The sequence below is a fragment of the Methylocystis sp. JAN1 genome (assembly GCF_052186135.1).
In the GTDB taxonomy this organism is placed as follows: Bacteria; Pseudomonadota; Alphaproteobacteria; order Rhizobiales; family Beijerinckiaceae; genus Methylocystis.
Genome location: NZ_CP181499.1, coordinates 2,113,455 through 2,126,638 on the forward strand (window position 1 = coordinate 2,113,455; position 13,184 = coordinate 2,126,638).

The following is a 13,184-nucleotide window of genomic DNA, read 5'->3' on the forward strand; positions in this document are numbered from 1 at the left end:
CCGCCCCGGCCGAAGAACGAAAAGGCGAACCCAAAATGGTCCTTTTTCTCACCATCGTCTTCGGACTCATGTCCGTCGCTTACGGCGTGAAGACGTCGCAAGAGCTGCTGGCGGCCGATCCCGGCTCGCAGCGCATGCAGGAAATCTCCGGCGCCGTGGCCGAGGGCGCGCAGGCCTATCTCAACCGCCAGTACAAGACCATCGGCTATGTCGGCGGCGCGATCTTCGTCGTGCTCGTCATTCTGCTCGGCTGGCCGGTCGCTTTCGGTTTCGCCATCGGCGCGGCGCTCTCGGGCGCGGCCGGCTACATCGGCATGAACGTTTCGGTTCGCGCGAACGTCCGCACGGCCCAGGCTGCGACGCAGTCGCTCGCGGGAGGCCTCGACATCGCCTTCAAGGCGGGCGCGGTCACGGGCCTGCTGGTCGCGGGCCTGGCGCTGCTCGGCGTCGCCATTTACTACGCCATCCTCACCTGGTTCCTCGGCTATACGCCGGCCGACCGCGCCCTCGTCGACGCGCTCGTGGCGCTCGGCTTCGGCGCATCGCTGATCTCGATCTTCGCGCGTCTCGGCGGCGGCATCTTCACCAAGGGCGCCGATGTCGGCGCCGACCTCGTCGGCAAGGTCGAGGCGGGCATTCCGGAAGACGATCCGCGCAACCCGGCGACCATCGCCGACAATGTCGGCGACAATGTCGGCGATTGCGCGGGCATGGCGGCGGATCTTTTCGAGACCTACGCCGTAACCGTCGTCGCGACGATGGTGCTGGCGTCGATCTTCTTTTCGGGCCAGGAGGGACTCCATGGCGCGGTGATCTACCCGCTCGCCATTGGCGGCCTGTCGATCCTCACCTCCATCGCCGGCACCTATTTCGTGAAGCTCGGCAAGGACGACACGCAGTGGGGCCAGTTCGCCGCGCCCTATTTCGAGAAGATCGGCCTGAAGGACGACCAGATCATGGACGCCCTTTATAAGGGCCTGATCGCCGCGGGCGTGCTCTCGATCCCCGGCCTCTTCCTCGCCACGCTCTTCACCGTGGGCCTCGGCGAAGTGGGCAAGGTGAATGGCGAGCCGGTCAGCGGTTTCGCGTTGTTCCTTTGCGGGATCATAGGCCTGATCGTGACGGGCGCCATCGTCTACATCACCGAATATTACACCGGCACGGGCAAACGCCCGGTGGTGTCGATCGCCCAGGCGTCGGTGACGGGCCATGGCACGAACGTCATCCAGGGTCTCGCCGTATCTCTTGAATCGACCGCCGCGCCAGCCGCTGTGATCGTGCTCGGCATCATCCTGACCTATCAGTTTGGCGGCCTTTACGGCACGGCGATCGCGGTCACGACCATGCTCGGCCTCGCCGGCATGATCGTTGCGCTCGACGCCTTCGGCCCCGTGACCGACAATGCCGGCGGCATCGCCGAAATGTCGGGCCTGCCCAAGGAAGTGCGCCAGTCGACCGACGCGCTTGACGCGGTGGGCAACACGACCAAGGCCGTGACCAAAGGCTACGCCATCGGCTCCGCGGGTCTTGGCGCGCTGGTGCTGTTCGCCGCCTATACGAACGACATCAAGCACTTCGCCGCGACGGGCGTGTCCTTCTTCAAGGGGCTCGAGAACATTGATTTCAGCCTCTCGAACCCCTTCGTGGTCGCGGGCCTGATCTTCGGCGGGCTCATTCCCTACCTCTTCGGCGGCATCGCCATGACGGCCGTCGGCCGCGCGGCCGGCTCCGTGGTCGAGGAAGTGCGCCGCCAGTTCAAGGAGAAGCCGGGCATCATGGACGGCTCCGAGCGTCCGGACTATGGCCGCGCGGTCGACATGCTGACTCAGGCGGCCATCAAGGAAATGATCGTCCCGTCGCTGTTGCCGGTTGCGGCGCCGCTCGTGATGTTCATCGTCGTGCTGCTGCTCGGCGGCGGCAAGGCCAACGCCCTCGCGGCGGTCGGCGCGCTGCTGCTCGGCGTGATCGTCAACGGCGTCTTCGTCGCGATCTCCATGACGTCGGGCGGCGGCGCCTGGGACAACGCCAAGAAGTCCTTCGAGGACGGCTTCGTCGACAAGGACGGCGTGAAGCATCTCAAGGGCTCCGACGCGCACAAGGCCTCGGTCACGGGCGACACGGTCGGCGACCCCTATAAGGACACCGCCGGCCCGGCCGTGAACCCGGCCATCAAGATCACCAACATCGTCGCGCTGCTGATGCTGGCGATCCTGGCCCATTGGGGCTGATCGGGCCGATCTCAGGAAAGAAAGTGGGGCGAGAGGGATTCTCGCCCTACCTTAAACTAGCGGAAACGCTTAAATGCCCATAACATTTAAGAATGAGTCGGGGAGGACGAGATGGACGCTATCGAAGGGGAGCCCCTCAGCCCAATCGACTTAAGCATTGAGGCTGCGCTTGAATTAGAAGAGATGCGACAAAAGGTTCGCTCAGACGCTCCTGCGTTGATAGCTCTTTTCAAGTATATTCGGACTCCCTCGACTGCGTTTCAAGGGGAGGGTGTTAGTATGCTCGCAGATATTCGCGCATACTCTCTACTACGAGAGTCTGCAGCGATGAGGAAAAAGCCCCATACCTTCGTCGAATTCAAGAAGTACTTGGAAGATTATCTGTTAGACCTCGAACGAGGCGTTGAACAAGCGGAATCTAAGAAGGTAGAGGAGGCCAAACGGTTCTGTTTAGCCCTCAATAAGGCTGCAGTTGCAAAAAAAATGGGCGACCTGTACGCTCGTCGCGAGTGTCGAAACGGTAGCAGTATATTCGATGAGTCTATATCATAATACCAAGCAGAAAATCAGGAACGTACAACGCACGATCGACGCTCTCCTCGATGGCGACTTCCCCATCGACTCTGGAAGGCGCGCCCTTTTTAAACTTAAGCGAGTGTTTGAAGCGCTGGAAAAGCGTGTCGATCGGGCATTTAAGCTAAAAGACACATTGTCTCTCTCGGAGATCGCAAACGATACAAATCTAAAAGTCTTCGAAACCTTACCTATTCTCGGGTTTATAGTCCGTTCAACGAATGTTCGTAACGCTTTTGAGCTCATCGATCCATTACAAGACATAGCAAACCGCGCTTTGCAAGGGAAGCCCGAGCTGCTTCTCTCTTCGGAATGGGACTACGTCCCATTCGCTTACCCGCAATCACTCAGCGATCTTGCGAGCTTTGTCATGATTGGAATGCCGGCGTCAGAAACCGGCAGCGCTTTACTCTCTCCCTTGGCCGGACACGAGTTGGGACATGCAGTGTGGCGCAACAGAGGTGTAGAAGGGAGCGTGCATAGCACCTTGCAATTCAAGTGTCAGGAGCTATACGAGAATACAAAGGATGCTTTTAAAAAAGCTTTTCCTGAGTATCGCGAAGACGACCTTGAGTACAAAGAGTTGTATCCGGATGCAATCGCAAGCTCTCTAGATTTTGCTATTTTTCAGGCGGAAGAGATTTTCTGTGATTTGTTTGCTTATGCTATTTTTGGGGAGGCTTATCTTCACGCATTTTCTTACATATTGGCACCAGGCTCAGGTGGTCTCCGGAAATCCAAGTACCCGTCCTACAAGACGAGAATTTCAGCTATCCGGGGGGTTGCGGCGAACGAAGGGGTCACCCTTCCTGGCGATGATATTCTTAGCTTTCATCAAGAGCGGGAGCGCCCGGACCCAAGAGAACGTTTTATACTTGAGAAAGCGGAGCAAGTAGTTTCCGGGATTGTCGCCGCCCTTTGGTCTTACATTTTGAAAATTCTTGAAGATGGAACAGTTCCTCGGCCGCTAGTTTCTAGGTACGAGGTTCACTTAAATGAATTTCGTAACAAAATCCCAGCTCATAGCCCAAATTGCCTCGGTGATATCATCAACGCTGGTTGGCGCTACTATCAAGAGTTGCAAAGCGCAGAGGAGCCGCCGGAAAATATTGCGGAGGAGATGGATGCGCTCAACGAGATTTTGCTCAAGAGCGTAGAAGTTCTTGAATTTCGAAGGCGGACGGAAACATGATCCTTGGGGCTAATGAACTCAGTGAACTAATACGGCGCGGAAATGATTGTAGGCCAGACGGAATTGCCCTGATTCCGGAGCCGAATCTACCTACTGTTGCGGACAGCGGCGAAGCATCCATAAGCCTTAGGCTTGGGCGTTGGTTTGTTTCAACCCGACAGTCAAGTGAGACCCATATTGAGACTGTGTATGGTAAGGCAACGAGCGAAAACAAAATCACGAAGAAATACTTCGTCCCGTTTGGTGAGGAGTTTGTACTCCACCCTGGGAGATTTGTTTTAGCTAGTACGTTAGAATGGTTACGTATACCGACCCACTACGCGGCTTATGTTGTAGGTAAATCAACATTGGGAAGACGTGGAATAATAATTGAAACTGCATCAGGAATTCACCCCGGATTTTCTGGTTGTCTTACACTCGAAGTTGCAAACGTTGGCGAAATTCCTGTGAAGTTGGTGGCTGGACAGCTCATCTGCCAAATATTTTTTCACTCTGTAAAAGGGAAGCCTGGCAAGAGTAAAACCCAACTAGCTGGGCAGCGAAAGCCTCGTTTGGGACAGATAAAAAAGGATATTATTATGGAGCGATTGAAGGCAACCAAAGGGTGATTAGTGTATATTCCGTCAGATTCCTGAATTTTTTTAAGAGAGGAAGTCTACGATGGGCGGTTGTGGCTTCCCTCGCTCTCTCAGCCTGTCTTTCGACGAAAGTCTCGTCGCTCGCCCCCAACATGGTCCGCGTCAACCTCCAGGGGGCTGACGCTCCTTCCGACGAGCAGGCCCTCAAGGAAGCGCTGGTTCTGGCCTCCAAGGAAACGCTCGCGCACGAATATGATCTCTTTCGTTTTATCGACTGGAGCGCCGGGCCGGCGCAGCTTGCGACGCCCGGCCAACCGGCGGTCGCGAATTTCGCCGTCACCGTCGTAATGTTCCGTTATGGCGAGCAGGGGTCCAACCCCGTTTTTGACGCGCGCGCGGTCTTGAAAACGCAGGAACCGCAGCAATAGGCGCCCCTATTTTGCGGGCCTCTTCGATTTAGCCCTTGAAGTAATAGGATTTAATAGAAAAATCGGCTCCATGCCCACAAGCTCGTTTGGTGGCGGTAGCCCCGGTCAAGGCGAGGGAATGGCCGCCGGGGCGGCTTTGATGCATTATCTATCGACTCTCCAACGCGCTTCGGCCGCTCGCGCGGGCTCAAATGACCCATCCTTTCTTTTCGCTGCACACCCATGGCTTCATCCGCGCCGCTGTCGCCTGTCCGCGCGTGCGCGTCGCCGACCCGGCTTTCAATGTCGCGCGCACGATCGAGCTCGCTCGGGAGGCTCATGAAAAGGGTGCGTCGCTCGTCCTTTTTCCGGAGCTGGGCGTTTCCGCCTACGCCATCGACGACCTGTTGCAGCAGGGCGCTTTGCTCGCGGCGGTCGAGACCGCGCTCGCCGAGCTGACCGCGGCGTCGCGCGGCCTGCGCCCGATCCTCGTTGTCGGCGCGCCGCTGCGCCATCGCGGGCGGCTTTATAATTGCGCGGTCGCCATTTTGCGCGGGCGCGTCCTCGGGGTGACGCCGAAAACCTATCTGCCGAACTACCGCGAGTTTTACGAGAGGCGTCACTTCGCCTCGGGCGCCTTTGTCGCGGGCGAAGAAATCGCTGTCGCGGGGCAGATCGCGCCGTTCGGCTCGGACGTGCTGCTGGAGGCGTCCGATTTCCCCGGCCTCGTCATCCATATGGAGGTCTGCGAGGATGTGTGGGTTCCCATCCCGCCCTCGGCGCGCGCCGCGCTTGCCGGCGCCACCGTGCTGCTCAATCTTTCGGCCTCGAACGCCATTGTCGGCAAATCGGATTACCGGCAGACGCTCTGCGCCGCGCATTCGGCGCGTTGTCTTGCCGCCTATCTTTATTCCGCGGCCGGGCAGGGCGAGTCCACGACCGACCTCGCCTGGGACGGCGAGGCGATGATCCACGAGAAAGGCGATCTTCTCGTGAAGGCGCCGCGCTTCTCCGACGAACCGCAGCTCGTCATGGCCGATATCGATCTCGGCCGTCTCGCGGCGGAGCGCGCGCGGCAGGGGACCTTCGGCGATTGCGCGGACGTGGAGGCGGGCGCGACGCAATTTCGCCGCGTGGAATTCGAGATGGCTGCGCCATGCGACATCGACCTTGGGCTGATGCGCGAGGTCCCGCGCTTCCCCTTCGTGCCGAATGACGAGGCGCGGCTGGCGGAGCTTTGCTTCGAGGCTTTCAACATCCAGTCGCACGGGCTGGAGCAGCGGCTGCGCGCTTCCGGCGTGGAGAAGGTCGTCATCGGCGTATCGGGCGGTCTGGACTCGACGCAGGCGCTCCTCGTGGCCGTGACGGCGATGGATGCGCTCGGTCTGCCGCGCGCAAACATCCTCGCTTACACGCTGCCGGCCTTTGCGACGACCGACCGAACGAAGAGCAACGCCTGGGCGGTGATGCGCGCGCTTGGGGTCGCGGCGCGGGAGATCGACGTCTCCGCCGCCTGCAGGCAGATGCTCGAAGACATCGGCCATCCCGCCGCGCGCGGGGAAGCGGTTTACGACACGACCTATGAAAATGTGCAGGCCGGCGCGCGCACCTCGCTGCTTTTTCGCCTCGCCAATCTCCACAACGCCATCGTGATCGGCACGGGCGATCTCTCGGAACTCGCGCTCGGCTGGTGCACCTATGGCGTCGGAGATCAGATGGCGCATTACAACGTCAACGCTTCCGTGCCGAAAACGCTCATCCAACATCTCATTAGATGGTGCGCGCGCGACGCGCGTTTCGGGTCTGGAACGGTCTCCGTGCTCAGGGACATTCTCGCGACGGAAATCTCGCCCGAACTCGTTCCCGGCGACGCCGCGCAACGCACCGAAGCCTTTGTCGGCCCCTACGCGCTTCAGGATTTCAACCTCTATTACACGACGCGTTACGGCTTTTCGCCCACGAAAGTCGCTTTCCTATCATGGCATGCCTGGCGCGACGCGAATGAGGGCGTCTGGCCGTCGGTCATCGCGGAGAGGGATCGCGGCGCCTATGATCTCGCGGAGATCAAGCGCTGGCTCGCCGTCTTTCTGCGCCGCTTCTTCGCATCCAGCCAGTTCAAGCGCTCGGCTTTGCCGAACGGGCCGAAAGTAAGCTCCGGCGGCTCGCTCTCGCCACGCGGAGACTGGCGTGCGCCAAGCGACTCGTCGCCCGACGCTTGGCTTTCCGCGTTGAAGGACATTCCCTAGAAAGGGGGCCGGCGCCGCCGGTCGGGTTGCGCGCATTGAGAGCAGGCGCGCATCCCCCGCGTCAGGCCCGGCGAAGGACGCCGGATATCGCTGACACGACAAAGAGCGTGATGGCGACCCCGAACAACAGGCGCGCGCCTTCGTTTCCACGGCAAAATTGCCAGGGTTGCGGCTGTTCGGCAAAACTGTCGGCCTCGAACTTGCTCCCGGATTTTTCTCGGGCGCCCGTCTCGAAGAAAGGCCGGCTAACGCCGGCCAGTTGGGAGCACCGAAGAGAAGAAGCGTCGTCGTCAGGCTCTGCGGAGGAAGCCCGCGATCGCGGAGATGACGAAAAGAACCAGCGCGACCCAGAAGAGGATCCGCGCGCCTTCCATCGCCGTGCCGGCGACGCCGCCAAAACCGAAGAAAGCGGCAATGATCGCGACGATCAGGAACAAGATCGCATAGTGCAACAGGCTGCCCATGTTGGCCTCCATAGTGACTTTCATTCGGAGGCAGAACGCGCGCTCGCCGCCACTGTTCCGGCGGGAGCGGCGCGGCGCGGGCTGGATCGTCTCCGGAAATATCCTAAATTTCCGAACGTCGATCTATCGGCAACAGCCTGCAAGAATTGGGATTCGCCCTATGTGCTATTCGCTCGAAGCAAGCATTATGGCCGGAGTCGGTCTTGGCATGGCCGGCTACGGCATGGTCGCGAAGGCGATCAATTTCGATCGGCGGATGCTGATCTTCGCCGCCTTTCCGTTGGTTTTCGCCCTTCACCAATTCACCGAAGCGGCGGTGTGGTGGACGATCGACGATCCGCAGACAGGGCAGCCTTATCGCTACCTTTATACGGTGATCGCCTTCGCCCTATGGCCGGTCCTGACGCCTTTCGCCGCCGCCTATTCCGAGATCGATCCCGAGCGGAAGCGGCTTTGGCGCCTGCTGACCGGCACGGGCGTGATACTGGCCGTCTACCTCATCACGAAGCTCGCTCTGTCGGGCGGCATCGATCTCAAGGTTGTGCGGCACGCGCTGGCCTATGACCCGCTGTTCGAGCGCCCGCCGCTCCTCGTGCATTTCCTTTATGTGGTCCTCACCGTCGTGCCGCTGGTCTGCAGCCACAGACGCGGCGTGGCGCTCTTCGGCTGGGCCGTGTTCGCGACATTCGTCTTCGCCCTCGCCGAGAACCGGCCGGCCTGGTACTCCCTCTGGTGCCTCGCCGCCGCCGTCTTCAGCCTGATCCTCGCCTTTGCGATCGAGGAGCGGCGCAGCGCCGACTATGACGGGCTTGAGATCGAGAGCTGATCAGACGGCGGTCGCGCGCGCGAAATCGAGATAGAGCGCGCGCAGCCGCCTGGCGTGCGGCCCCGGCGAGCCGTCGCTGAGCGGCCGGCCGTCTATGGAGACAATCGGCAGCACGAGATTGGAGGCTGAAGTCAGAAAGGCCTCGGCCGCGTCATAGGCTTCCGCGACCGTAAAGGCGCGCTCTTCGATGGTCAGCCCGCGCTCCTGCGCGAGCGCCATCGCCGATCGGCGCGTGCAGCCGGGAAGGATCGCCGCCGAATTCGGCCGCGTCACGATGGCGCCGGTCCCGGTGACGATGAAGGCGGTCGAGGACGAGCCTTCCGTAACGAAGCCGTCGGAATCCACCATCCAGGCCTCCTGACAGCCGGCTTCCGTCGCCGCCTGCTTGGCGAGCACCTGCGCGAGCAGGGCGACGCTTTTGATGTCGCGCCGCGCCCAGCGCAGGTCGGGGACGGTCACGACCTTTATGCCCTTCCCGGCATAGGGCGAGGCGAGGATGTTCTTCTTCTGCGCGAAGCCGACAAGCGTCGGCGTTACGCCTTTCGGAAAGGAGAAATCCCGCTCCGCCGCGCCCCGCGTCATCTGCAGATAGACCATACCTTCCGTGACGCTGTTGCGCGCGACGAGGGCCTTTTCGATCTCGACGATCTCCGCCATGGAGACAGGGCTTTCCAGCCGCAGCTCGCCGAGCGACCGCTCCAGCCGCGCAATATGCGCCTCGTTGTCGATGAGCTTGCCGTCGATCACGGCGGCGACTTCATAGACGCCGTCGGCGAAAAGAAATCCTCGGTCGAGGATTGAGATTTTGGCGTCTTCGAGCGGCACATAGGCCCCGTTGACATAGGCGATGTCGGACAAGGGGAGGGGCTCCGGGCTGGTTTGGAGCTGTTTAGCGCAGAAACCTGCATCCTGTCCCGCCGCCCGTTTCCCTCTCGCCGTGGAAACGACCGCGACCCAGGGGAAATCGGGTGAACGACAATCGTCATTGATATGGAGTTTTACTCCACCTGGCCCTGCTCATGGGGCCACCCTCCTTTTGCCGGCTAAGGAATCACATATCTCCAGGATCCCGACATGGCCGGGACAAGCCCGGCCATGTCGGGGTTGGCGACTTTCGAAATGTGCGCATGCCGCCCGTAAAGGGATTCGCTCATGCCCAGCGTGATTACCCTGTCTCGCGACCCGTCGTCGCTTTCACGCGCCGCGCCTAGGTAATAGAACGGACAAAAAGGGAAGCGGCCGTGGGCGAGGAAATCAGGGCGACGGGCTTTTCGGAGGCCGACAAGGCGCGCTTCGCCCGGCGGCTCGCGGCGGAGACCGAGATCGCCCACAAGCTTCTAGCCGCCGATAAATTCTCTCGCGCCGGGCATATGATCGGCTTTGAGATCGAGACCTGGATCGTCGACCACAACTACTTTCCGTCTTCGATCAACCAGCGCCTTCTGGAGGCGCTCGACAATCCGCTCGTCGTGCCCGAGCTGTCGCGCTTCAATCTGGAGCTCAACTGCGACCCGCTGCCGCTCGAAGGCGACGCGCTGGGCCGGGCCTATGACGCGCTTACCGAGGTTTGGGCGGCCTGCAACGAGACGGCGCATCGGCTCGACGCCAATCTGGTGCTCATCGGCACCCTGCCGACGATCCGCGACGAGGATCTGACCCTCGCCAATATGTCGCCGCTCAACCGCTATTATGCGCTGAACAGCGAAGTGCTGCGCATGCGCGGCGGGCGGCCCTTGCGGGTCGACATTCTTGGCCGCGAGCATCTCGTCTCCGAGCACCGCGACGTGATGCTGGAGGCCGCGACGACGTCTTTTCAGGTTCACCTCAAGTCGCCCGTCGATCTCGCGCATCTTTATTATAATGCCTCGATCGCCGCCTCCGGCCCGATCATCGCCGCTTGCGGCAATGCGCCGTTTCTTTTCGGCAAGGCCCTGTGGGAGGAGACCCGCATTCCGCTTTTCGAGCAGGCGGTGGACGTGCCGGGGCCGCCGCGCGTCTGCCTGGGCTCGGGCTTTGCGGCGCAATCTCTTCTTGAGGTCTTCGATGAGAACCTTCGCGATTACGACGCGCTGTTGCCTATCGCTTTCGAGGACGAGCCCGAGGCGTTGCGCCATCTGCGTCTCCATAACGGCGTCATCTGGCGCTGGAATCGCCCGCTCATCGGCTTTGACGAGAACGGCGCGCCGCATCTGCGCGTGGAGCACCGCATCCTGCCGGCTGGGCCGAGCTTCGTCGACATGATGGCGAACGCCGCGCTTTATCTCGGTCTGGTCCGGACGCTGGCGCTCGCCGGCGGCGCGGGAACGGCGGGGCTCTCTTTCGAGGCGGCTTCGGGAAATTTCTACGCGGCCGCGCGCCTCGGGCTTGACGCCGTGCTGACATGGCCGGGCCTCGGCGAAATCGGGGTCGATAGGCTGCTGCTCGGCCATCTGATCCCTGCCGCCCGCGCAGGGCTTGCGGATTTCGGCGTGGCGGATTCGCGCGGCTTTCTCGACGTGATCGAGGCGCGCGTCCGCTCCGGCCAGACCGGCGCGGTCTGGCAGCGCAAGGCGCTCGACGCCTGCGGCGGCGACCTTTACGCCATGATGGCCGCCTATTGCGAAGGGCAGCGCAGCGGCGCGCCCGTGCATGAATGGGAAGTGTGAGAATGGATGTGACCGACGCGCCCTGCGCCATGATGGATCGACTGCCGGCAGGTTTTCTTGACTGCTCCGCGGACAAGCTCGTGGACATTCTTCCCGGTCCGACGCTCTTCGATCTACCGGGGCGCGATCCCCATCCGCTTTTCGTGTCGACGCTGCTGCACGGCAACGAATATAGCGGTCTCGACGCCATGCAGCAGGTTCTTCGCCGTCACGCGGCGCGCGGTCTGCCGCGCTCGCTGCTGTTCTTCGTCGGCAATATTCGCGCGGCGGCCGTCAATCTGCGCACGCTTCCGGACGAACGCGATTACAACCGCGTCTGGCCCGGCACGCTTTTTCCTGGAGAATCTCAGTCCGGAATGGCGCAGTGGGTTTATGACTATGCGGCGCGGCGCGGCCTTTTCGCGAGCGTCGACATTCACAACAATACGGGCTTCAATCCGCACTACGCCTGCGTAAGGAGACTCGAGCCGAGATTCATCGCGCTCGCCCGGCTTTTCTCGCGCACCGTCGTGCATTTCCAGCGGCCGGTCGGGACGCAGGCGGCGGCCTTCGCCGATCTCTGCCCCGCCATCACGGTCGAATGCGGCAAGGCGGGCGCGGGTTCGGCGACGCAGCATGCGATCGAGCTGGTGGAGGCGGCGCTCTCCATCGCGCATCTGCCGGATCACGCCCCGGCGCCGCATGACGTCGATCTGCTACGCACCTACGCCATTGTAAAGCCGCCAGCGGGTTCGACCTTCTCTTTCGACGGCTCGGCCGCCGATTTCATGTTCCGACCGGATATCGATCATCTGAACTTCAGCGAGCTCGCGCCCGGCGCCTCCTTCGGCGTCGCGCGCGCGGGCGTGAGGCTTGATATTCTGCCGGGGGATGGGGATGGGTCGGCGCCCGGCGAATATTTCGATTATTCGGGCGGGAATATCAGGCTGATGCGCAGCGCGATTCCCGCAATGCTGACGGTCGATCCCCGCGCGGTGCAGCTCGATTGCCTGTGTTATTTGATGCAAAGGATCGGCATGGATGGGGAGCGGTTGTAGGAACGGGAAGAGGCGCTTTTGCGGCTCGCGGAGCGATCACATCTCGAAACATGCGACAATTGGCGCATGCAGCGACCCCAAAATCGGGTCCTGCGCATAGACCTCGTCCTGCAGACCCTCATTGAGTATGCGCGTCTCGCGCCACGCCGCCGTCAGCGCCGGCGACGCGAGAATATGGTCGATCAGCTTCGGCCGCCCCGCATGGATCACCGTGTAGCGGCGCTCCGCCGCCACGCGTTCTTCCAGCGGCGATAGCGCGCGCGGGCCTTGCTGCAATTCATTGTCGCCGCCGCGCAGCAGGCGCGTTGGCGCGTCATGTTCGTCGGCGTTGAAATCCCCGCAGACGGCGACCAGCGCTTGCGGATCGGCGTCGAAGAGCGTCTCCACCCAAAGCCGCGCCTCGAGCGCCTGCCCCTCGCGTTTCTGCGCGGCGACGAACTGCCCTTCGATTTGCCCCTTGCTGGAGCCCTCGCCTCGCGCGGTCGCGACAGGCGCGGGGCGGGGCGCGCGCAGATGCAGGTCGACCAGATGGAGCCGGGCGCCGGATGGCCCCTCTACCGCCGCGTAGAGCAGCGGCCGGTCCCATTCGATTAGGATCGGCGGCGGCGCCGTGTCGCTGTCGCGCGGCGGCGGCCAGGTCCATTTTTCCACGATGTCGTGATGAATCTGTCGAGCCGCTCGGATCGGCCAGCGGCTGAGGATCACGAGATTGTGGATGTCGGCTGGCGCCTGCGCGCCCGGCCGCACGCTGGCCGCCCGGTGAAACCGCGCATAGGGCGTCCCCTCCAGCAGGCGGTTGAGCGCGAGGAATTCGCGGGCGCCGCGCTTGTGCGGCTTCTGGGCGCCGACTTCCTGCAGGCAGATTACATCGGCGTCGAGCTCTGCGAACAGCGGGAGCAGGGCGGCGCGGCGCGCGTCGAACGCGTCCCGACGGCTGGCCGCGTAGTCGAGATTTTCGAGATTGAAGGAAGCCAGCCGCAGATGCATC

Annotated in this window: 12 protein-coding genes; 9 read left to right on the forward strand and 3 right to left on the reverse strand. The window is 61.9% G+C overall.

The window, feature by feature from the left end:
- Positions 1-35 precede the first annotated feature (35 nt).
- The 6 genes from ACNHKD_RS09995 to ACNHKD_RS10020 all read left to right on the forward strand — a co-directional run bounded on the left by ACNHKD_RS09995 (position 36) and on the right by ACNHKD_RS10020 (position 7,224).
- Positions 36-2,228 carry a sodium-translocating pyrophosphatase gene (locus tag ACNHKD_RS09995; RefSeq protein WP_442753336.1) on the forward strand — a complete coding sequence of 731 codons (2,193 nt, stop codon included), beginning with the start codon at positions 36-38 and terminating at the stop codon, positions 2,226-2,228.
- Between the two features lie 111 nt (positions 2,229-2,339).
- Positions 2,340-2,780: a hypothetical protein gene (locus ACNHKD_RS10000; RefSeq protein ID WP_442753337.1), complete on the forward strand. Its 441-nt coding sequence runs from the start codon at positions 2,340-2,342 to the stop codon at positions 2,778-2,780.
- Positions 2,764-3,993: a hypothetical protein gene (locus tag ACNHKD_RS10005; protein WP_442753338.1), complete on the forward strand. Its 1,230-nt coding sequence runs from the start codon at positions 2,764-2,766 to the stop codon at positions 3,991-3,993. Before ACNHKD_RS10000 ends, ACNHKD_RS10005 begins: the two co-directional genes overlap by 17 nt.
- Complete coding sequence (gene dcd, locus ACNHKD_RS10010) at positions 3,990-4,601, forward strand: dCTP deaminase (protein WP_442753339.1); 612 nt, start codon at positions 3,990-3,992, stop codon at positions 4,599-4,601. The genes ACNHKD_RS10005 and dcd overlap by 4 nt, the downstream gene beginning before the upstream one ends.
- A gap of 62 nt (positions 4,602-4,663) precedes the next feature.
- Positions 4,664-4,999 carry a hypothetical protein gene (locus tag ACNHKD_RS10015; protein WP_442753340.1) on the forward strand — a complete coding sequence of 112 codons (336 nt, stop codon included), beginning with the start codon at positions 4,664-4,666 and terminating at the stop codon, positions 4,997-4,999.
- Positions 5,000-5,190: 191 nt separating this feature from the next.
- On the forward strand, positions 5,191-7,224 hold the full coding sequence (locus tag ACNHKD_RS10020; protein ID WP_442753341.1) for an NAD(+) synthase: 2,034 nt from the start codon (positions 5,191-5,193) through the stop codon (positions 7,222-7,224).
- A gap of 290 nt (positions 7,225-7,514) precedes the next feature.
- On the opposite strand, the gene ACNHKD_RS10025 is transcribed toward ACNHKD_RS10020, so the two are convergent.
- Positions 7,515-7,688: a DUF1328 domain-containing protein gene (locus ACNHKD_RS10025; RefSeq protein WP_442753342.1), complete on the reverse strand. Its 174-nt coding sequence runs from the start codon at positions 7,686-7,688 to the stop codon at positions 7,515-7,517.
- Between the two features lie 187 nt (positions 7,689-7,875).
- On the opposite strand from ACNHKD_RS10025, the gene ACNHKD_RS10030 reads away from it, so the two are divergent.
- The gene (locus tag ACNHKD_RS10030) at positions 7,876-8,514 is read left to right on the forward strand and encodes a DUF6629 family protein (protein WP_442753343.1); all 639 of its coding nucleotides are present in this window, start codon (positions 7,876-7,878) and stop codon (positions 8,512-8,514) included.
- Here ACNHKD_RS10030 and ACNHKD_RS10035 read toward each other — a convergent pair whose 3' ends face one another.
- Complete coding sequence (locus tag ACNHKD_RS10035) at positions 8,515-9,372, reverse strand: D-amino-acid transaminase (protein ID WP_442753344.1); 858 nt, start codon at positions 9,370-9,372, stop codon at positions 8,515-8,517.
- A gap of 383 nt (positions 9,373-9,755) precedes the next feature.
- On the opposite strand from ACNHKD_RS10035, the gene ACNHKD_RS10040 reads away from it, so the two are divergent.
- Both ACNHKD_RS10040 and ACNHKD_RS10045 read left to right on the forward strand, forming a co-directional pair.
- Positions 9,756-11,159, forward strand: a complete 1,404-nt coding sequence (locus tag ACNHKD_RS10040) for a hypothetical protein (RefSeq protein ID WP_442753345.1) — start codon at positions 9,756-9,758, stop codon at positions 11,157-11,159.
- Between the two features lie 2 nt (positions 11,160-11,161).
- A complete protein-coding gene (locus tag ACNHKD_RS10045) occupies positions 11,162-12,196 on the forward strand; it encodes a M14 family metallopeptidase (RefSeq protein ID WP_442753346.1) in 1,035 nt (344 codons plus the stop codon).
- 36 nt (positions 12,197-12,232) lie between these two features.
- Here the strand turns inward: ACNHKD_RS10045 and ACNHKD_RS10050 are convergent, their stop codons facing one another.
- Positions 12,233-13,183, reverse strand: coding sequence for an endonuclease/exonuclease/phosphatase family protein (locus tag ACNHKD_RS10050; protein ID WP_442753347.1), 951 nt, complete (start codon positions 13,181-13,183; stop codon positions 12,233-12,235).
- Between the last annotated feature and the right edge of the window lies 1 nt (position 13,184).